Source organism: Blastomonas sp. UPD001 (assembly GCF_003426715.1).
Lineage (GTDB): Bacteria > Pseudomonadota > Alphaproteobacteria > Sphingomonadales > Sphingomonadaceae > Blastomonas.
On sequence record NZ_QKVT01000001.1, the window covers coordinates 2,753,381 to 2,773,649 of the forward strand.

Consider the following 20,269-nt stretch of genomic DNA (forward strand, 5'->3'; position numbering starts at 1 on the left):
CGCGGCAAACAGCATCACCGATCCGCCCGAAGAGGCGCAGAAGCCCTGCTGGTGCGACAGCTTGGTGATGCGCGTGCCCATGGTCTCGATGATCTTCCACCCGCCCGACAATGTGCCGAGCGCGATCGCGACATAGCAGCTCAGCACCACCCATTCGGGCACCGCGAACTCGCCTTCGAGCATGCCCTGAGAATAGAGCAGCACGGTGATGATCCCCATCGTCTTCTGTGCATCGTTGGCGCCATGGCCGAGCGAATAGGCGGCGGACGAGACCAGGTGCAGCTTCTTGAACACGCCCTCCGCCCGCTTGGCGGTCGCGCGCAGGAAGATCCACGAGGTCAGCACCACCAGCAGGATCGACAGGATCATGCCGATCGTGGGCGACAGCACGATCGCCGAGGCGGTCTTGAGCACGCCCGACCAGACGATCCCATCGAGCCCGGCGCGCATCACCCCTGCCCCGATCAGCCCGCCGACCAGCGCGTGGCTCGACGAGGACGGAATGCCCTTCCACCATGTGACCACGTTCCAGAACATCGCGCCGATCAGCGCGCCGAAGATCACTTGCGGATTGACAATATCGGCATCGATGATGCCCTTGCCGATCGTCTCGGCGACCTTGAGCCCGAAGATCCAATAGGCCGCGAAGTTGAAGAACGCTGCGAACAGCACCGCGTGCACGGGCTTGAGCAGCCGGGTCGAGACCACGGTCGCGATCGAATTGGCGGCATCGTGCAGGCCATTGAGAAAGTCGAATGCCAGCGCGAGCGCGATCAGCGCGATCAGCAGCGGCATGGCGATGATGGTGGTTTCCATAGGGGGAAGCGCCGCGCGTCAGGCGTGGTCGATGACGAGACCGTCGATCTCGTTGGCGACATCCTCGAACCGGTCGACCACGCGCTCGAGATGCATGAACAGCTCGCGCCCGACGGTGAACTGGATGGGGCTGACCGTCCCATGCTCCTTGAACAGCGCCTTCAGCCCGCGCGCATGGATCTCGTCGGCATGGCCTTCCATGATCACCAGCCGTTCGGTCAGCTCGTGCAGGCGATGGGCGTTCTTGTTGACGCTGCGCAGCAGCGGCAGCGCCTCGACCGTGATCCGCGCGCAATCGACGATGATCGCCGCGATATCCTTCATCTCCTGCTTGAACTCGGTCACCTCGTAGAGGTCGATCGCCCCTGCGGTCTTCTGCATCTCGTCGATGGCATCGTCCATCGCGCCGATCAGACTGGTGATCGCGCTACGGTCGAACGGGGTCAGGAAGGTGCGGCGCACGGTCTGCAGCACCTCGCGGGTGATCTGGTCGGCCTCATGCTCGCGCTCGACCAGCTCCTGGACATGATCGGCCATGCCCGGCCCGCCGTTCAGCAGCCGCGCCAGCGCGTTCGAGCCCGACAGCAGCGTCAGCGCATGCGCCTCGAACAGCTCGAAGAAATTGCCCTGCTTGGGCAGAAGCGCCTGAACCCACGAGAAAACGGCCATTTTGGGTGATGCCTTTTGCGTATCCGGAAGAAAACCGCCCTTGGCGATGCGACGATCGGCATCGCTGGCGCGGAAGCGGCGGATCAGTTCGGCGAGCTCGGGCTCGTCGACCATCTGCGCGGCTTCTTCCAGCGAGAACCACTGCCGGTCGCGCTGGTCCTGCTCTTCCCATTCGTCCATCACGTCGGTGACCGAGAAGGGGAACACCTCGACCGTCACGTTGAGCATCGCGCCGTTCTTGCGCTTCTTGCGGTAACGATAGCTGCCGAGCGGCGTCGGGCACGCCGCACCGCGCACCCCTGCCTCTTCCTCCGCCTCGTGCGCGGCGGCGGCATGCGGCTGCAATCCTTCGATCATGTTGCCCTTGGGCAGCACCCAGCGCCGCGTCTCGCGCGAGGTGACGAGCAGGATCGTCACCGGTGCGTTCACATCGTCGCGCGCATTGCGATACGGCAGTGCAGCTATCTGGCGAATGGCTTGTCCCCTGTCACAAAATCGCCGCATATCTGTAACAATTGCCGGTGCAAAGCGATTTCTGCCCATTTCGAGGGCATCCGGTGCGGCTACCCACCGCTTTGTGACGCATGACGCCTTGCAAGGCTTCAATTGCCTGCAAATATCTGTATGGGCACCGCCATGGTCCTCCCCCGAAAAGGCCGCAACCCATGACCGAACTGCTTGCGCTGCGCGAGTCCGTGCGCGCCCATCACCGTGCCGATGAAGGCGCGGTGCTCGATTATCTGATCGCGAACTATGCCCCCTCTCCCGAATTGCGTGCGCGCATCCGTGCGCGCGCGGTGCGCGTCGTCGAGGATGTCCGCGCCGCCTCCGGCCCGACGCTGATGGAGAGCTTCCTCGGCACCTATGGCCTGTCGAGCGACGAGGGTCTGGCGCTGATGACGCTGGCCGAAGCGCTGCTGCGCGTGCCCGATGCCGAGACGATCGACGACCTGATCGAGGACAAGATCAGCCCCGCCAACTGGCGCGAGCATTTCGGCAAGTCGGAAAACACGCTGGTCAATGCGAGCACCTTTGCGCTGTCCATGACCCAGTCGGTGCTCGAAGGGTCGACAAGCAAGGGTCCGCTCGATGCGCTGCGCGGCGCGATCAAGCGGCTGGGCGAACCCGTGATCCGCGCCGCCGTGCGCCGCGCGATGAAGGAGCTGGGCAACCAGTTCGTGCTTGGCGAGGATATGGACGAAGCGCTCAAACGCTCGCGCAAATGGGCGGCCGAAGGCGCGACCTTCAGCTATGACATGCTCGGCGAAGCGGCGCTGACCTTCCCCGATGCCGACCGCTATTTCGCATCGTACATGAACGCGATCCGCGCGATCGCCGAGGCCGCCAAGACCGACGACATGCGCACCAATCCGGGCCTGTCGATCAAGCTCTCGGCGCTCTACCCGCGCTACGAGATGAGCAAGGCGGATGAATGCGTCCCCGCGCTCGCCGACCGGGTGCTCGAACTCGCCCGCGCCGCGCGCGACGCGAAGATCGGACTCAATATCGATGCCGAGGAAGCCTATCGCCTCGGCATGTCGCTCGACATCATCAAGCTGGTGTTGAACGATCCCACGCTCGCGGGCTGGGATGGCCTCGGCGTCGTCGTCCAGGCTTTCGGTCGCCGCGCCAGCTTCGTCATCGACTGGCTCTACGGCCTCGCGCAATCGCTCGACCGCAAGATCATGGTCCGGTTGGTCAAGGGCGCCTATTGGGACAGCGAGATCAAGCGCGCGCAGGTCGATGGCGTGCCCGATTTCCCGGTGTTCACCAGCAAGGCCGCGACCGACATCTCCTATATCTGCTGCGCCGCGCAGCTGCTCAAACTCACCGACCGAATCTACCCGCAATTCGCCACGCACAATGCGCACAGCGTCGCGGCGATCCTCGAGATGGCGGGCAACCGCGACGATTTCGAGTTCCAGCGCCTCCACGGCATGGGAGAACCTCTGCACAACGCCTTGCTGCGCAACGAAAAGGTTCGCTCGCGCATCTACGCGCCGGTCGGGCGTCACCGCGAACTGCTCGCCTATCTGGTGCGCCGCCTGCTCGAGAACGGCGCGAACTCGTCGTTCGTCAATCAGCTCGCCAACCATGCCGTGCCCGCCGAGGCGATTGCCGCCGACCCGTTCGAGCAACTCGAGGCCGCGCGCGCCGAGGCCGATGCGAAGATCATCCGGCCTGCGGCGATCTATGCCCCATCGCGCGTCAACTCGCGCGGCTGGGACCTCGCCAACCGCGCCGATCTCAACGCGTTTCTCGAATCGCGCGGCGCCTTTGCCGAGCATCAGTGGCAGGCCGCGCCGATCCTCGCGGTCGAGGTCGGATCGGACGCAACGCCGCGCGAGGTGTTCAGCCCCGCCCAGACCGAACGCCAGGTCGGCACCGTCACCGATGCGGGCGAGGCCGAGGCCAGGGCTGCCATCGCCGCCGCGCGCATCTGGGACGCGCCGGTGGCCGAGCGCGCCGCCGCGCTCACACGCGCCGCTGATCTGTTCGAGGCGCGTCATGGCGAGATTTTCGCGCTGCTTGCGCGCGAGGCAGGCAAGTCCGCGCCCGATGCCATCGCCGAACTGCGCGAGGCGGTCGATTTCCTGCGCTATTATGCCGCCGAGGCGCTCGCCGCACCCGCATCGAGCCCGCGCGGCATCATCACCTGCATCTCGCCGTGGAATTTCCCGCTGGCGATCTTCACCGGGCAGATTGCCGCCGCGCTCGCGATGGGCAATGCCGTGCTCGCCAAGCCGGCCGAGCAATCGCCGCTGATCGCGCATCTCGGCACGCGGCTGCTGCACGAGGCGGGCGTCCCCCTTACCGCGCTGCAGTTGCTTCCGGGGCCGGGCCGGGTGATCGGCGCGGTCCTGACCAGCGATCCGGCGATCGCCGGCACCTGCTTCACCGGATCGACCGCCACCGCGCAGGCGATCAACCGCGCGATGGCCGAAGGCTGCGCGCCCGATGCGATGCTGATCGCCGAGACCGGCGGGCTCAACGCGATGATCGTCGATTCGACCGCGCTGCCCGAACAGGCGGTGCGCGATATCGTCGCCTCGGCCTTCCAGTCGGCGGGCCAGCGCTGCTCGGCGCTGCGGATGCTCTACGTCCAGCGCGATATCGCCGATTCGCTCAAGGAGATGCTGTTCGGCGCGATGGATGCGCTCACTCTGGGCGATCCCTGGTGGCTGGCCAATGATGTCGGCCCGGTGATCGACCAGTCGGCGCGCGAGAAGATCGCCGCGCATATCGAGGCGGCGCGTCGCGACGGGCGATTGCTCAAGCAGCTTGATGCGCCCGAAGCCGGATGGTTCGTCGGCCCCGCCGCGATCGCGGTGAATGGTATCGAGGACCTGGCCGAGGAAATCTTCGGCCCGGTGCTGCACATCGCGACCTTCGAGGCGGGCGAGATCGACGATCTGGTCACGCGCATCAACGCGCGCGGCTATGGCCTGACTTTCGGGCTGCAGACGCGCATCGATGCCCGTGTCGACGCGATCACCGCGCGCATCCATGCGGGCAACCTGTACGTCAACCGCAACCAGATCGGCGCAGTGGTCGGCGCGCAGCCCTTTGGCGGCGAGGGGCTCTCGGGGACCGGCCCCAAGGCGGGCGGACCGCGCTATCTGCCGCGCTTTGCCGCTGCCGAGGGACCGCAGCTCGACCTGCCGCCGCTGACCCGGATCGCGGGCCAGGCCGAGGTCGAGGCCGCCCTCGCCGCGCTGCCCCGCGTCACCGAATTGCCGCTCGACACGCAGACCATGCCGGGGCCGACGGGCGAATCGAACATACTCTCGACCTTCGCGCGCGGGCGCGTGCTGTGTCTGGGGCCGACGGTCGAAGCGGCGACGCAGCAGGCGGAGATCGCGCGCGGCGAAGGCTGTGCCGCGCTGATCGTGGTGCCGGGCGCCAAGGGGCCGCATGCGATCGACGGCTTTGTCGAGCGCGCCGATCTGCAGCGGATCCAGGGCTTCGATGCCGTGGCCGCATGGAGCCAGAGCGACGACCAGCGCGCGATCCGCAAGGCTTTGGCCGCGCGCGACGGGGCCTTGCTGCCGCTGCTCACCGAAGCGAGCTTCGCTGCGCGCTGCGTGCACGAACGGCATGTCTGCATCGACACGACCGCTGCCGGAGGCAATGTCTCGCTGCTGGCCTGAGCGCGCGCGCGGCTAGAGCCCTTTCCGACCAATCTGGGTCACCGTGATTGCCGCAGGAGGCGTCTCGGCAAAGAGCATTGCGCGGGGCGGGCTGGTGGCCCGTCCAAGCAAGGCGACGCCGTCCGAGAGGCCTCCTGCGGCAACCCCGAAGGGGCGGGCCCATTTTGGCCGATTGCTGCGTCTCTCGTCGGTCACCATGCGTCAGCATGGCTCCCTCCTCGATCCTTGCACTCGGCCATAATCGGCTCCGTCCCGGTGATCCAGATTGGTCGGAAAGGGCTCTAAAGCATCGCCATGTCGGTCGGCAGGCCCAGCGCCACCCGGCCGACCAGCTCGTAGACGCTGCTCGCGGTGGCGATATGCTGGGTCGCGACATGCGCGTCGCGGAAGCGGCGCTGCAGATTGCTGGTCATGTAGACCGCGCTGCCGCCGCCGATCGTGAACGCGGTCTTCGCCACCTCGGCCGAGGTCTCTGTGGCGTAGGTCGCGGCGAGGCGCAGCAGCGCGCGCTCTTCGGGCGACAACTCGCCCCGGGCGTTCGCGCCGTCCCAGCACGCCTCGACGCATTCTCGTAAATAGGCCTCGGCCCCGCCGAGCTTGGCCTGCGCGCGCATCAGCTCGGTCTGCACCACGCCGCGTTCGGCGAGGCTGCGCTGGCCCCCCTGCGGCTTTTTCGCCTTCGCGAGCGCCTCGATCTCGTCGAGCGCGCCCGCCGCATTGCCCAGCGCCACCGAGGCGACGCCCAATGCCAGCAGGCCGAAGACCGGGAACTGGTAGAGCGGACCCGGCTCCACCGGCTTGTCGGCGATCAGCGAGACGCTGCGCTCCTTGGGGACGATGATTTCCTTGACCGTAAAGTCGCCCGAGCCGGTGCCCTTCATTCCCATGACATGCCAGGTATCGAGCAGTTCTGCCTGATCTGCCGGGAAAATCATCATCCGGTGATAGGGCGCGCCATTGTCGAAGCGCTGCAATTCGCCATCCTTGAAGATCATCGCGCCGCCCGATAGCCAGTCGCAATTGGCGCTGCCCGATCCCCATTGCCAGCGGCCCGTGACCACATAATGGTCGCCCTTGTCGTCCGCCCGCCCCATCGGCGCGAACACGCCGCCGGTGATCGAATGCGGGTCGGCGTAAATCTCCTTCGCCACGTCATGCGCGAGATAGGCGGCATTAAGCGCCGTGGTCGACCCGATCATCGCGCACCAGCCCGCGCTCGCCTCGGCGCGCGCGATCGCGTGCAGCACGGCCATCATGTCCATCGGCGTCAGTTCCAGCCCCTGCAGGCTCTTGGGACGCAGGATGTTGAACGCGCCGGCCTTCGCCATCGACTGCGCGATATCGGCGGGCAGATGCCGCGTCTGCTCGATCTCGTCCGCGCGCGCGGCGATGCCGGGCAGCAGCATGGCGATGGCATGGCCCAGCGGCTCAATGCTTTCAAGCGGTTGCATCACGTTCCTTCGCCCCTTCCCCAACTGTCATCCTGAATGTGTTTCAGGACCCATTTCTCGATGCCTCTCCATTCTTGCCTGGAAGCACCATGGACCCTGAAACGAGTTCAGGGTGACGAAAAACCGCCCCTCGGCGTACCCTACAAGCGCATCAGGCTCGCCAGATTGTTGCGCTGCATGTCGCTCGACCCGCCGACGATCGGCATGCCCAGCAGATCGCGGACATGGCGTTCCACCTCGTAGGCGTCGCTGAGCGCATAGGAGCCCATCACCTGCTGGCAGGTCAGCGCGATCTCGACCCCGGTATCGGCGACGAACAGCTTGGCCATGCTGGTCTCGACCGAACAGGGCCGCCCCTCGTTGGCAAGCCAGGCGGCGTGGTACAAAAGGTGCCGCGCCGCCTGCCATTTGGTGCGTGCGGTGACCAGCTTGTTCCGGATCGCCTGATGCTGGCTGATCGGCTTGCCGAATTGCACCCGCTCCTGCGTATAGGCCCAGGCCTCGTCGATCGCCGCGCGCGCAATGCCGAGCGCGACCGCGGAAATCTCCAGCTTCTCGACATCGAGCGCGCGGCCCGCGAGCAGCTTCCAGCCCTGGTTCCACATCGCCTCGCCGCCGACGATCGCGCTCACCGGCAGCCGCAAATTGTCGAAATACACGTCCTGGCTGTGCGTATAGCGCAGGTTGACATGCTCTATGTCCTGCATCGTCACGCCCGGCGCTTTCGTCGGCACCAGCACGAACGAAAGGTTGCGATAGCGTTCCTCCGCCGGGCCAGAACGGACGAGGCAGTAGATGTAATCGGCCCAGTCGGCGCCGGTGCACCAGCGCTTGGCACCGTTGATCACGATTTCGTCGCCCTCGCGCACCGCGCGCGTCTCGACGCTGGCCAGGTCGCCACCGACATTGGGTTCGGACAGGCCATAGGCGAAGAACAGCTCGCCCTTGGCGAGACGCGGCAGGAATTCGGCCTTCTGCTCCGGCGAGCCGTTCTCGCTGAGGTTCATGCCGCCGTAGAAGCTGGTATGGATGAAGGGACCGGCTAGGCACGGCCCGGCGGTGGCGAGTTCCTCGATCACCGCGATGGCGGCGACGAGGTCCTGCCCCGCCCCGCCATATTCTTCCGGCACGGTGAGAGCGGTCAGCCCCAGATCGTTGAGTTTGCTGTAGACATCGCGCGGCCACTCTGCCGCCCTGTCCCAGGCCTGCCGCGCCTCGCGCGGGGCGTGGTCGGCGATGAACCGCTGGATCGTGGCGCGCAGCGCGGAGACGTGTTCGGGCTCGTCGGTGAAGGTCTGGAGGGTCATGGGGCCGCTTTCCTTCCCTCTCCCATCGGGAGGGGGTTGCGCAGACTTGCTGCTGCGCAGCAGTGCCTAGTCGAAGCTGGGTGAGGGGATTGCCCCTCCGTTTTTGCATCCATCGCCCTCATCCTGGTTCGGCTAAGCCCTGGATTGCATCCAGGGCGAGCCTGCCCGATCCTTCTCCCGCAGGGAGAAGGAAAACATCCTCACTCCCCCGTCAGCTTCGGCGCGCGCTTCTCGGCCATCGCCGCCACCGCCTCGCGCCGGTCGCCCAGATAGTTGCTCACGCTCTCCCAGCCGATCGCCGCATCCATCATCTGCGCGGCGAGCGCGCGCAGCGGGATGTTGGTCACGCTCTTGGTCCAGCGCACCGCCCATTTGGGGTTGCCCTGCAGCTTGGCGATGATCTCGCCGAGCTTGGCATCAAGCTGATCGCCCGGCACCGCATGGTTGATCAGCCCGAGCGCCTTGGCTTCGGCGGCGCTCAGCATGTCGCCGGTCATCAGCAGTTCCTTGGCCCTGGCATAGCCGATCAGCTGCGGCCAGATCAGCGCGCCGCCATCGCCCGCGACCAGCCCGACCTTGACATGCGGATCGCCGATCACCGCCCGTTCGTCCGCAACGATGATGTCGCAGAGCAGCGCGATAGTTGCGCCCAGTCCCGCTGCCGCGCCGTTCAGCCGGCACAATAGCGGCTTTTCCATCTCGAGCAGGCTGGAGACGATGCGCTTGGCATCCCAGGCAATGGCGCGGAAGCTCGCCGGATCGTCGATCTGCTGCTGGAACCACTGGAAATCGCCGCCCGCACAGAACGCCCCGCCCTTCGCGGCCAGCACGATGATGTCGCTCTCGCTGTCACGCTGCAGATCGGTGAACACCCGCGCCAGTTCGTCGTGCATCGGGCCGTCGACGCCGTTGACCGGGTGATCCGAGGTGATGAACGCGGTCAGCACCCTGCCGTCGCGTTCGAAGGTGAAGCGCGTGTAGCTCTGGTCCTCGATGCGGAATTCGTGGCTCATCCGATATCTCCCAAACGCACCAGCCGCCGCCCGAAGCTCGCGCCGGTGAACAGTCCGCAAAACGCCTCGGGCATGGCCTCGAGCCCTTCATACAGTTCCTCGCGATAGATGAGTTGCCCATCGCGGATCATCTGCCCTATGGCGGCCTGCGCTTCGGCAAATTGCGGAATGTCGTCGAACACCAGGATGCCGCGCATCGTCAGCCGCTTGGCGATCATCTCGCCGGTGTTGGTGATCCCGGCGCGCTGGCCCTGCGGAACGTTGTAATCGGCGACCTGGCCCGACATGACGATGCGGCCGTGCAGCCGCATCAACGGCAGCACCGTGTCGATCATCGCATTGCCGACATTGTCGAAGAAGATGTCGACCCCCTTGGGACAGGCCGCCGCGATCGCCGCGCCGAGATCGTCCACCGCCTTGTAGTCGATCGCCGCATCGAAGCCGCACGCTTCGACCAGCCAGTCGCATTTCTCGCGTCCGCCCGCGATTCCCGTGACGCTCGCCGCGCCCCAGGCACGCGCGAGCTGCCCCGCAGTCGCGCCGACCACGCCTGCGGCCGAACTGATCAGCACATGCGCGCCCTCGCGAAACTCGCCGACGCGCTTCATTCCGAACCAGCTGGTCATGCCGGGAATACCGAGCACGCCCAGCCACAGCGTGCGCGGCAGGCCGTTTTCTACGATGGGCATCACATAGCCGCGCCCATTGGAAATCGAATGCGTCGTCCAGCCGCCGCTCCCGGTCACCCAGGTGCCGACCGGAAACCGCGTGTTGCGGCTTTCGGCCACCACACCGACCATGAACCCGTCCATCGTGCCGCCCGGCGGGATCGGCGGGGCATAGCTCGCCCCGGTGGCGTGCAGCCGCGAGCGCACGCCGGGATCGACCGAGGCAATGCGGTGCTCGATCAGGAATTGCTGATCTTCAAGCGCAGGGATCTCGCGTTCGACAATAGCGAAGTCATGGGGCTGCGGCAGGCCGTCGATCGGTGCCTTGAGCACCACGCTGCGCATCGTCGCCATGACCTCTTCCCGCTCCTGCCCTGTTATCGTTGTGCACTTGATTGCATAACCGATACCAATAGCAAAGCGCAAATGCTGACATTGGTGTCAGCGCGGACCGTCAGCCGGGGCGGCGATCGTTGCCCAGTTCTGCCAGCAGCGCGCGGTCGGCATCGGGCACCAGCCCTTCGAGCACGCGCCAGAAGCCGGTGACCGATTCCTGCCCTGCGCGGCGATAGGCCTGGGACAGGCGGCTGCGCAGCGCATCGAACAGCTCTGCCTCGAGCGTCGCGCCGGCAGGGGTGAGCCGCAGCAGCTTCTGCCGCCGGTCGGTCTCGCCGCTGCGCGTCTCGATCAGGTCGCGGCGTTGCAGCTCGGTCAGCACCCGGCCCAGCGACTGCTTGGTGATCGCGAGCGCGCGCAGCAGCTGGCTTACCGTCAGATCGGGATTGCGCGCGATGAAATAGAGCGCGCGATGGTGCGCGCGTCCCAGCCCCTGCTTGGCGAGATGATCGTCGATCGACTTGGTCAGCCGCGTGTAACCGAAGAACAGCAGCTCCACGCCATGGCGGATTTCATCCTCGCGCAGGAAAAGCGCGGACGCGGAAGGGGAAGATGGGACAGGCATGTTGACCTTGATTGCCAGCACGATTAGGTCTTGGCAAGCCCGCGTTGCAGCAAGGCCAGCCGTCGGGACCGAGACCAACAGTTCCAATCCTTGCGCCTTTGAGGGGATGACATGCTGCCTTTCGCGATCGAGCCCACGACCAACCCGACCCCCGCCGACGCGCGCGATGCGGCTCTGGTCGACCCCGGCTTCGGCAAGCTGTTCACCGATCACATGGTGGTGGTGCGCTATGACGAGGCGCATGGCGGCTGGTATGATGCCAGGGTGACCGCGCGCGCGCCGATCCCGATGGATCCGGCCTCGTCGGTGCTGCATTACGCGCAGGAAATCTTCGAGGGGATGAAGGCCTATAAGCTGTCCGACGGCAGCACCGCGCTGTTCCGCCCCGATGCGAACGCGCGCCGCTTCAACGAATCCGCCACGCGCATGGCGATGCCGCATGTGCCCGAGGATCTGTTCATCGAAGCGGTCGAGCAGCTGGTGCGGATCGATGCGGACTGGTTCCCCAAGGTCGAAGGCGGCGCGCTGTACCTGCGCCCGTTCATGTTCGCGAGCGAGGTGTTCCTCGGCGTGCGCCCGGCCAGGCAATATCTGTTCATCACCATCGCTTCGCCGGTGGGCGCCTATTTCAAGGGCGGCATCGCCCCGGTGACGATCTGGGTGTCGCAGCATTATACGCGCGCCGCGCCCGGCGGCACCGGAGCGGCCAAGTGCGGCGGAAACTATGCCGCGAGCCTCGTGGCGCAGGCCGAAGCGACCGCGCAAGGCTGCGATCAGGTGGTGTTCCTCGATGCGGCCGAGCACAAATGGGTGGAGGAACTGGGCGGCATGAACCTGTTCTTCGTGTTCGACGATGGCAGTATCGTCACCCCGCCGCTCACCGGCACGATCCTGGCCGGCATCACGCGCAGCTCGATCATCGACCTCGCGCGTGCGCAGGGCCTGACGGTGCGCGAAGAGCCCTATTCGATCGACCAGTGGCAGGCCGATGCGGAAAGCGGCAAGCTGCGCGAAACCTTCGCCTGCGGCACCGCCGCGGTGGTGACCCCGGTCGGCACGGTCAAATGGCCTGACGGCAGCTTCACCATCGGCGGCAACCAGTCGGGCCCGGTGACCGCCAGCCTGCGCTCGGCGCTGGTGTCGATCCAGCGCGGCGATGCGGCCGATCCGCACGGCTGGGTCCACCGCATCGGCTGAGTCTCAGCGCGCCGCCCAGCGCCCCAAAAAGGCGCTTGGCGGGACCGAGCTTTTCCGTATATAGGCCGCTCCCGCGCTGCCCCGGCCCCTCGCCCGGCAGCCGCGAGCAGCACGGCATTGGCCTGCTCGGCATTGGGGTGTCGCCAAGTGGTAAGGCACCGGTTTTTGGTACCGGCATTCGCAGGTTCGAATCCTGCCACCCCAGCCAACCCTTCCAAAGAAGACGCCGATCTTTGAGGCAGGACTGATGGGCCACATGCACCAGGCGCCGGCGCGAGCTGGGGCGGGCCATGCAGACGAGGCACGGTGAGACGGCATCAGCCAATATCCAGTTGCTTTCGGTTGGAACAGGTCAGCGCCGACCTCGGCACATCGCCCCTCCCCGTAGCATAGCTTCCTGCCCGCGCGACGGTCGAACAGCGCCACGGCCGGTCCGCTGGCCATATTTGACGTTCATGTCGCCGCGGAAGACCGGCATCAGCTCTATCTTTCTTCGCAACCGCATCGACCCGCGATAATCGGGTCGCCGGCCGACACGGCTGATCCCAGGCTGCGAGCCAAGACTGATCGTGTCATGCTTGCCAAATCCGGCCATCTTGAACCGATCGCGACGCGGCCATCCAGATTTGCGGCAGTGGCCTTGCTCGCCCATCAGGGCTGATGTCCGCAGCGCAGCTACGCAACACAGCTATTGCGCCGGTTCCTCAAAGCCGACAAACACGGCCGCCTCATCGACCGATTTTCGCGCGGAGACCACGGCGTTGGCCGGGAAGCTCTCGTCCGGCCACCCCAAAGCGATGCTCTTCATGATCACCTGATCGTGTGCGATGCCCGCATGTTCCCGCACGACGGGCGACTGCATGATGCCCTGGCTGTTGATGACCGTGCCCAGCCCGCGCGACCATGCCGCGTTGACCAGGGCGGTGGCGACAGCGCCGCAATCGAACGGTGTATCGTCGCTGCCATCCAGGTCCCGGTCATAGGTGATGATGATGCATACCGGGGCATCGAACTGACGGAAGCCGCGCAGGACCCAGTCCTGGCGGGCATCTGCGTCATCGCGTGCTATGCCCATCGCGGAAAACAGCTGCTTGGCGACCCCGATCTGCCGGTCGCGATGCGGCCCCGCAAACGGCCTGCCGGTGCGAAATTCGCGCGACTGCGGCACGCCCGCGATCATCCGCTCGGTATTGCCCTGCCGGATCCGATCGAGGGGCTTGCCGGTGATGACGTAGAAATTCCACGGCTGGGTATTCATCGAAGACGGGGCGCGCATGGCGATCTGCAAGATTTCCTCGATCAGGGCGCGCGGCACCGGATCGGGCTTGTATCCACGGATGCTTCGGCGACCCAGAATGACCTCGTCAAATTGCATGCAGGCTCCTTTGAACGCAAAGGAGGTTCATGAACCAACCGGGCCTGCGTTGGAAGTCCGGTTTCCGGTCCTTGCCCAGGCACCCACCAGGGCTACGGGCGTCTGGCGGGGTGCTGCCCTTCGCGCGCAGGATGAAACAGATCATCAGCTGCTGGTCACTCAGTTCGCGACCGCGTTCGGTCAACCCGCCACCGCACCGCGGATTGTCGTTGCGATCCGCATCATCCCGGCCTTCCCGTCCAGCGTCATGGCGCTGTTCCCGATGCGCCGCGCCTACGTCGCGAGACGGGCCGTGCGTTTCAGCCGGCCGTCGTGCCGCGCATCGTCGACATGTCGGGCCGGTAGCTGCCATCGAGCAGCGCCTTCAGATAGCTGGCAGACCGGAAAATATACTCTTCCTTGTCGGTTGATGCCTCCGCAATTTCGGCAAGGGCAGGCCGGGCGCGCTCGCCCAGCGCGATCAGCGCGTTCAAGGCCAGCAGCCGAACGGCTACAGGAGACTTGCTGACAATCATGGCGCCCAGCGTGGCGACACCCTGCGGCTCATCCAGCAACGCCAGCGCCTCCGCAGCCGCCACGCGGACATGATCGGACGGATCGGTGCGGACCAAGTGTTGCAGCTTTGCCAGCGCCGGTGCGGCCTGCCGGCCAAGCATCACCAGGCCATTTGCAGCCCAGAACCGAATGACGGAGTTTGCATCGTCAAGCGACCTGTTCAGGACCGCAATCTTGCGGACATTGCGCCGGGCCGCGATATCGGCAATCATCATCACGCGCTTGAGCGGGTAGAGCGCGGGATTCCTGCTGGCGTAAAAGCCTTCTGCGTCGGCGCCTTCCGGAATGAAGCCATTGTCGTGGATCGCCAGCATGTGGCGGTTGAGCGCGGCGCGGAGACTGCGCGCATTCGCCCGCTGACCGCTGTCACCGATCAGGTTGTTCAACTGATCCGGATCGGACTGCAGATCGTAAAGCTCTTCATACGGCTTGGTCTCGAAGAACCGCGACTGTTCGGGCGTGGTCCGGCCTGCGCGATATTCGGTTTCCCATGACTGGTAGCTTTTGAGCGTCCACGCAAAGCCAAGGTGCTGCCCCCAGGGGCGGTGAGGCATATAGTTGCGGATGTAGCGATACCGGCCATCGGTGACCGTGCGGCAAAAATCGATGCATTCATCCATGCGGTTCCGCATCGCAAAAGCATATTGACGCGGCCCGGTGGCATCCCGGCCCAGAAAGGCGTTGCTCTGCATCAAGGGCGGCTTTCGCACGCCGGCAATCGAGAGCAGCGTGGCAGGCAGGTCGATCAGGCTCACGGGTGAATTGATCACCGTGCCCGGGCCTGCTGGCGCGAGATGACGCCATTTTTCCGGAACATGGACGATGAGAGCGCAGCGCAGCCCTTCATCGAAGCAGAAGCGTTTGCTGCGCGGTAATACGCCACCGTTATCGGAATAATAGAACACGATCGTGTCATCGGCCAGACCATCGGCTTTCAATTCAGCCAGCCGTTCGCCGATCTGCGTGTCCATCCGCTCCATCAGATCGTAATAGCCGGCATAATCCCCTCGAATTTCTGCGGTGTCCGGAAGAAAGCCTGGCACTCTGACATCGGAGGGTTTGACGCGGCCCGGCACTTGCCGAAACAGCTGCGATTCATGCGTGACCATGTAGTTGAATACCGCAAGAAATGGCTTGCCTCCCGTCCGCTTCCTCCAGTGCGCCGTCGGGCTTGTCTCGTCCCACAGCCGCGCAGGATCGACATCGCAGTTATAGTCGGTCTTCGCATTGTTGGTGCAGTAATAGCCCGCACTACGCATCAATTCCGGATAGGTCCTTATCTCCGGCGGTAGTTTCGCAGTGGCGCGCATGTGCTGAGCCGGCGAACAGCTCTCCGCGTGAACGCCCGTCAGAAGGCCAAAGCGCGAAGGGGCGCACACGGGCGCACTGGCATAGGCGTGGCGGAACAGCACCCCCTTTGCGGCAAGCGCATCGATATTCGGGGTTCGCACAACCGTGTCGCCATAGCATCCCAGGAAGGGGTTGTTGTCCTCGCTGACGAGACACAGGATATTCGGCCGACTGCCATCGGCGGCTCGGGCCGTGCTGTAATCGCCCAGAGCTGCGGCCATGGCGGCCAGTGCCTCACGACGTGAAATCATTCTCGCTCTCCCCAGTGTGTCCAACCGGCTACCTGATCTTGCCTGGGCCCGGCTGCCTCGCGGGTACCAACGGAAAACAGCAGATGGGCGGGCGCTGCAATCGAACCACGACGGCCTTTACCGTCTTTTTACAATTGGTATTACCGGTTGTCCACCTAAGATATTGAACCTGCTCGACGTCCGCGCTGCCACAGCGAAAACTGAAGGGATATGTCGAGGAATTGCACAGGGCGGCGAGGCCTATAAGATCGGATCGGTGAGAATTGGAGAGAAACTCGCTCGACCTACTACAGGGAGACCGAAAGGCAGACTGGCATGACCTGGCCGGGCCGATCCGGTGTCAAATGGGCCATGACGATTAGAGCCAAGACACGCTAAAACGCGGCTATCGCTCAGCCAATAGACGACATTGATGGTTTTTGATCGATCATATAGATTTGCACAGCCCTTTGGGATGTGCAAAGTGGCATGACCAATAAGCACTTCGGGGAGAGAATGATGCGCAAGGCTTTGTGGCTGCTGGCAGGCGTTGCCGCGCAAGGATTGGCCATACCGGCTGTGGCCCAGACGACAACCGAACCGGCCGACGAGGCCCAGACGGCGGACGATGGCGAGGCCAGCGAGGTCGAGGCGATCGTGGTGACCGGCTCGCGCATCGACCGCGCCGGGTTCACTGCGCCGACTCCCACGGTGGTCGTCACTGCGGCCAATCTGGAAAACCGCGCGGCGGTCAATGTCGCCGACGTGATCAACGAAATTCCGAGCTTCCGCCGCACTCAGTCGCCCGAAAGCGGCGGTATCGGCAACCCTGGCACCAACAATATCGACCTGCGCGGCCTGACTCCAGTCCGTACGCTGGTGCTGCTCGATCGCATGCGGCTGCCCGCCGTCAACCTGCCGGGAGCCGTCATTGCGGGCGCGACCGATCTCAACGTCATCCCGTCCGCGCTGATCGGCAGCGTCGACGTGGTCAGCGGCGGCGCATCGGCAGCCTATGGCTCGGACGCGATCGCCGGGGTGGTCAACCTCCAGCTCAACACGCGGCTGCAGGGCTTCAAGTTCAACGTCCAGGGCGGTCAGACCAAGTACAGCGATGCCGAGGACTATTTCGCCTCGGCCGCCTTTGGCACCCAGTTCGCCGATGGCCGCGGCCGCTTCATCATGGGCGGCGAGGTCAGCATGAACGAGGGCACCGCGCTGTTCAACGACCGGCGGCCCTGGGGCCTGCGCAACGTCAGCACCGTTTCGTTCGGTGCGGGCCGTCCGGCGGGCCTGCCGGCCAATCTGGTGGCGGAACCCGTGCTGTTCGGCACGCTCACCCCCGGCGGCCTGATCACGCCAACCGCGGCAAGCAATCCCGCGGGCCTGCGCAACCTGCAGTTCGTCATCGGTGCCAATGGCCAGCCGACCACCGCCCCTTTCAATGCCGGGCTCTATCAGGGTCAGATCGGCACCAACATGGTCGGCGGCAGCAACGTGCTGCCCTATCAGGTGCTGCGTGCCGAAACCACGCGGTACAATCTTGCCGGAAATCTCGAATTCGACTTCAGCGACAATGTCACCGCCTGGGCGCGCGGCATCTATGCGGTGTCCGAAGCGGAGAATATCAGCGCGCAGATCCGCGCGGCGACCGGCGGCACCACCGGTTTCCTCTCGCTCAGCCGCAACAACCCCTATCTGCAGGCCGCACTCACCCCGGCGCAGCTTGCGCTGATCCCGGCCAATGGATCGCTGACCATCGGTTATCTCGGCAATGATTTCGGTCCGCCGCGGATCAAGAACGAGAGCAGCCTGTACAGCCTTGCCGGCGGCCTGAAGGGCACGATCGGATCGAACTGGCGCTGGGATGCGACCGTGGCTTATGGCCGCAACCGCAGCCGGCAGACCCAGGCGAACACCGCGATCACCGCCAATTTCCTGAACGCGGTCAACGCGATCTCGCTCAATGGCCAGATCGTCTGCGCCAATGCCGCCGCGCGCGCCGCAGGGTGCCAGCCGATCAACGTCTTGGGCAAGGCAAGCTTCTCGCCCGAGGCCTATGCCTATGCGTTCGGCACCTCGGATGCCACGGCGATCACCACATTGTTCGAGGCCGCCGCGAATATCAACGGCGAGGCCTTCTCGATCTGGGCCGGGCCGGTCTCGCTGGGCGCGGGCGTCGAATATCGCGAGGAAAGCTTCCTCACCAATGCCGATCCGATCAGCCAGGCCGGCGGGTTCATGGCGCGCGCGCCGCGCAACTTCCCCAAGGCCGATCAGTCGGTCAAGGAAGCCTATCTGGAAGCGATCGTGCCGCTGCTCAGCGAGGACTGGTTCACCGGCGCACTCGACCTCAACGGTGCGATCCGTCTGACCGATTACAGCACCTCGGGTTCGGTCACCACCTGGAAGGGAGGCCTGACCTGGAAGCCGATCCCCGACATCATGCTGCGCGGAACATTGTCGCGCGACATTCGGGCGCCCAGCCTGCCCGAATTGTTCACACCAGCGGTGGCCACCGTGCCGCGTCCGCTCTACGCCGATCTTCGCCCCGCCTTTGCCGGCCAGCCGCAATATCAGTATGACGTGGTGACCGGCGGCAACGTCAATCTGAAGCCGGAAATCGCGCGGACGACGACGCTGGGCGGGGTTTTCAACCCGCGCTTCCTCAACCGCCTGCAGTTCTCTGTCGATTACTATCAGATCAAGATCCGCGAGGCGATCGGCTCGAATGCGGCTGCGACCGTCCTGACCAACTGTCTGGGGACGGGCGTGGGCAATCCGAGCAATCCGTTCTGTCAGCTGATCACCTTCGCCAACAACAACATCACCACCGGGGCGGTCCAGTCGGTCGTAGCGCAGAATGCCAATTTCGCGCAGTTCCGCACCAAGGGGCTCGATTTTGCCCTGTCCTACACCCAGCCGCTGAGCGATTTCTCGGCGAGCCTGCCCGGCCGCCTGGTCTTCTCGGCCCAGGCGACGCATGTCATCGAGTATCGCTCGAGCTTCGACATCTCGCCGCTGTTCCCCAATGGCGTCAACCGTGCGGGCCAGACCGGCGCGCTGTTCGGCGGCAGCCCGGGTCTTCCCGACTGGGCGGTCAACGCCAATCTGGGCTATCGCGACAGCCGGTTCGAGGCGAACGTCCAGTATCGCTGGATCAGCCGCAGCCGCCAGAACAACGCCCAGATCGGTCCGGACAATCCGGCCTACAGCCCGGCGCTGGTCAACAGCATCAGCAACAACATCATTCCGGCGGTCGGCTATGTTAACATCGGCGCGAGCTACAATTATGGGCAGGAAGGCACGAAGCAGCAGCTCTATTTCGTCGTCAACAACCTGTTCAACAAGGCACCGCCGCTGCCCGCGATCAACAACAACGCGTGGTACGACCTGCTCGGCCTGTCCTACCGCGTCGGCGTTCGTTTCGAGTTCTGATATCCCCTCTCGAGGGCGGAGGCACCAACCTCCGCCCCATTTTTTTTGACGAGTCTTTTCATGCCCCATTTCAAAGTTCCGCTGGCGGCAGCCATGGCTGCGATCGGTCTGGCCATCGCCTCGTTTTCGCCTGTTGCCCTTGCGGCCGACGCCCCCGCCGCGGGCAGTTCCGACACGCGTGCCGTCCCGCAGATGCGCACGCGGCTGATGACCTCGCTCACCGGCTATGAGGTGGCGGAATATCTCAAGCGCAACGACGTGCTCTACGTGCCCGTCGGGCCGACCGAGGTGAACGGCGGCGCGCCCACCGATGTCGAATATGTCATCCCGCTCGCCTATGCGATCAAGCTCGCCGAAAAGTCGGACGGGCTGGTGATGCCCTATCTTGCCTATTTCTATCCCGGTGGCACCACCACCAGCCCCGCCACGGTGCATGTCTCGACCTCGGACAGCCTGCCCTATCTCAAGGCGCTCACGCGTTCGCTGATCCGCCAGGGCTTTCGCCGCATCGTCTTCCTGACCTCGCACGGCCCTTCGCCGAACACGATGCTGCCGCTGGTGCGCGAGACGTTCGACGAACTGCACGTGCCGGTGCTGTGGATGGACACGGGCATGGTGCGCAAGGTCGAGCCGGGCGAGGCGCGCCCCGGCTTTGGCGGCGGCCTGCCCAATGGCCGCAACCTCACCATTTTCGGGGCCTATCAGCTGGTCGGTCGGCTGAACGACATTCCGGTCGGGCTCAGCCAGCCGAAGCACGAGATCGTCCGCGATCCGAGCAACCTCTCGCGCTTCGTGCCGCCGTACAATGGCACGCCCGCGGGCAGCTTCTACGCCGACCCTGCCGAGCATGGCGGCTTTGTCGAACCGATCACCGAGGAACAGCGCGCCGCCTGGGGCAAGGAAGGCGCGGCGATGATCGAGGCGCAGGTCGCCTCGTTCGATGCGCAGGGCATGCTGGATGCATTGCGCAAGCGCGACGAATTCACCCGCGAGCTCGAGAAGAAATATGGCGACCTGCTGCCGGGTACGCGCACGCCATAAGCGTTAACGGAAGGCCGTGGGGGCCTGGTCCCGGATCGGTGCCGAGG

Annotated in this window: 13 protein-coding genes and 1 tRNA gene; 5 read left to right on the forward strand and 9 right to left on the reverse strand. The window is 65.1% G+C overall.

Features of this window, described 5'->3' with window-relative positions; all coding sequences use genetic code 11:
* Positions 1 to 816: inorganic phosphate transporter (locus DM995_RS14015; RefSeq protein WP_157973299.1), on the reverse strand; the 816-nt coding region annotated here is incomplete at its 3' end.
* A gap of 18 nt (positions 817 to 834) precedes the next feature.
* Positions 835 to 1,989 (reverse strand): DUF47 family protein, encoded by a 1,155-nt coding sequence (locus DM995_RS14020; protein ID WP_446325441.1) that lies wholly within the window; start codon positions 1,987 to 1,989, stop codon positions 835 to 837.
* A 161-nt stretch (positions 1,990 to 2,150) separates the two neighbouring features.
* Here DM995_RS14020 and putA point away from each other — a divergent pair, with 161 nt between their 5' ends.
* A complete protein-coding gene (gene putA, locus DM995_RS14025; RefSeq protein ID WP_116969818.1) occupies positions 2,151 to 5,636 on the forward strand; it encodes a bifunctional proline dehydrogenase/L-glutamate gamma-semialdehyde dehydrogenase PutA in 3,486 nt (1,161 codons plus the stop codon).
* Positions 5,637 to 5,917: 281 nt separating this feature from the next.
* Here putA and DM995_RS14035 read toward each other — a convergent pair whose 3' ends face one another.
* The 5 genes from DM995_RS14035 to DM995_RS14055 all read right to left on the reverse strand — a co-directional run bounded on the left by DM995_RS14035 (position 5,918) and on the right by DM995_RS14055 (position 11,036).
* A complete protein-coding gene (locus DM995_RS14035; RefSeq protein WP_116969819.1) occupies positions 5,918 to 7,087 on the reverse strand; it encodes an acyl-CoA dehydrogenase family protein in 1,170 nt (389 codons plus the stop codon).
* Between the two features lie 140 nt (positions 7,088 to 7,227).
* Positions 7,228 to 8,394: an acyl-CoA dehydrogenase family protein gene (locus tag DM995_RS14040; protein ID WP_116969820.1), complete on the reverse strand. Its 1,167-nt coding sequence runs from the start codon at positions 8,392 to 8,394 to the stop codon at positions 7,228 to 7,230.
* A gap of 200 nt (positions 8,395 to 8,594) precedes the next feature.
* Entirely contained in the window at positions 8,595 to 9,407 is an 813-nt protein-coding gene (locus tag DM995_RS14045; protein WP_116969821.1) for an enoyl-CoA hydratase/isomerase family protein, read from the reverse strand.
* On the reverse strand, positions 9,404 to 10,429 hold the full coding sequence (locus DM995_RS14050; RefSeq protein WP_232824398.1) for an NADP-dependent oxidoreductase: 1,026 nt from the start codon (positions 10,427 to 10,429) through the stop codon (positions 9,404 to 9,406). The genes DM995_RS14045 and DM995_RS14050 overlap by 4 nt, the downstream gene beginning before the upstream one ends.
* Before the next feature lie 100 nt (positions 10,430 to 10,529).
* Positions 10,530 to 11,036: a MarR family winged helix-turn-helix transcriptional regulator gene (locus tag DM995_RS14055; protein ID WP_116970482.1), complete on the reverse strand. Its 507-nt coding sequence runs from the start codon at positions 11,034 to 11,036 to the stop codon at positions 10,530 to 10,532.
* A gap of 111 nt (positions 11,037 to 11,147) precedes the next feature.
* On the opposite strand from DM995_RS14055, the gene DM995_RS14060 reads away from it, so the two are divergent.
* Both DM995_RS14060 and DM995_RS14065 read left to right on the forward strand, forming a co-directional pair.
* Positions 11,148 to 12,233, forward strand: coding sequence for a branched-chain amino acid aminotransferase (locus DM995_RS14060; RefSeq protein WP_116969823.1), 1,086 nt, complete (start codon positions 11,148 to 11,150; stop codon positions 12,231 to 12,233).
* 133 nt (positions 12,234 to 12,366) lie between these two features.
* A tRNA-Gln gene (locus tag DM995_RS14065) sits at positions 12,367 to 12,441 on the forward strand.
* Positions 12,442 to 12,921: 480 nt separating this feature from the next.
* Here the strand turns inward: DM995_RS14065 and DM995_RS14070 are convergent.
* Positions 12,922 to 13,608, reverse strand: a complete 687-nt coding sequence (locus DM995_RS14070; RefSeq protein ID WP_116969824.1) for a nitroreductase — start codon at positions 13,606 to 13,608, stop codon at positions 12,922 to 12,924.
* Positions 13,609 to 13,907: 299 nt separating this feature from the next.
* On the reverse strand, positions 13,908 to 15,764 hold the full coding sequence (locus tag DM995_RS14075; protein WP_116969825.1) for a sulfatase-like hydrolase/transferase: 1,857 nt from the start codon (positions 15,762 to 15,764) through the stop codon (positions 13,908 to 13,910).
* 468 nt (positions 15,765 to 16,232) lie between these two features.
* On the opposite strand from DM995_RS14075, the gene DM995_RS14080 reads away from it, so the two are divergent.
* Positions 16,233 to 19,181, forward strand: coding sequence for a TonB-dependent receptor domain-containing protein (locus DM995_RS14080; RefSeq protein ID WP_116969826.1), 2,949 nt, complete (start codon positions 16,233 to 16,235; stop codon positions 19,179 to 19,181).
* A gap of 60 nt (positions 19,182 to 19,241) precedes the next feature.
* A complete protein-coding gene (locus DM995_RS14085) occupies positions 19,242 to 20,222 on the forward strand; it encodes a creatininase family protein (protein WP_116969827.1) in 981 nt (326 codons plus the stop codon).
* Positions 20,223 to 20,269: the final 47 nt, after the last annotated feature.

What these genes read in the sequence shown, in the direction of transcription:
- DM995_RS14080 (WP_116969826.1), top strand. Translation starts at nt 16,233, where the DNA reads ATGACCAATAAGCACTTCGGGGAGAGAATGATGCGCAAGGCTTTGTGG.
- DM995_RS14035 (WP_116969819.1), bottom strand. Translation starts at nt 7,087, where the DNA reads ATGCAACCGCTTGAAAGCATTGAGCCGCTGGGCCATGCCATCGCCATG.
- DM995_RS14075 (WP_116969825.1), bottom strand. Translation starts at nt 15,764, where the DNA reads ATGATTTCACGTCGTGAGGCACTGGCCGCCATGGCCGCAGCTCTGGGC.
- DM995_RS14085 (WP_116969827.1), top strand. Translation starts at nt 19,242, where the DNA reads ATGCCCCATTTCAAAGTTCCGCTGGCGGCAGCCATGGCTGCGATCGGT.
- DM995_RS14055 (WP_116970482.1), bottom strand. Translation starts at nt 11,036, where the DNA reads ATGCCTGTCCCATCTTCCCCTTCCGCGTCCGCGCTTTTCCTGCGCGAG.
- putA (WP_116969818.1), top strand. Translation starts at nt 2,151, where the DNA reads ATGACCGAACTGCTTGCGCTGCGCGAGTCCGTGCGCGCCCATCACCGT.
- DM995_RS14040 (WP_116969820.1), bottom strand. Translation starts at nt 8,394, where the DNA reads ATGACCCTCCAGACCTTCACCGACGAGCCCGAACACGTCTCCGCGCTG.
- DM995_RS14045 (WP_116969821.1), bottom strand. Translation starts at nt 9,407, where the DNA reads ATGAGCCACGAATTCCGCATCGAGGACCAGAGCTACACGCGCTTCACC.
- DM995_RS14060 (WP_116969823.1), top strand. Translation starts at nt 11,148, where the DNA reads ATGCTGCCTTTCGCGATCGAGCCCACGACCAACCCGACCCCCGCCGAC.
- DM995_RS14020 (WP_446325441.1), bottom strand. Translation starts at nt 1,989, where the DNA reads ATGCGGCGATTTTGTGACAGGGGACAAGCCATTCGCCAGATAGCTGCA.
- DM995_RS14070 (WP_116969824.1), bottom strand. Translation starts at nt 13,608, where the DNA reads ATGCAATTTGACGAGGTCATTCTGGGTCGCCGAAGCATCCGTGGATAC.
- DM995_RS14050 (WP_232824398.1), bottom strand. Translation starts at nt 10,429, where the DNA reads ATGGCGACGATGCGCAGCGTGGTGCTCAAGGCACCGATCGACGGCCTG.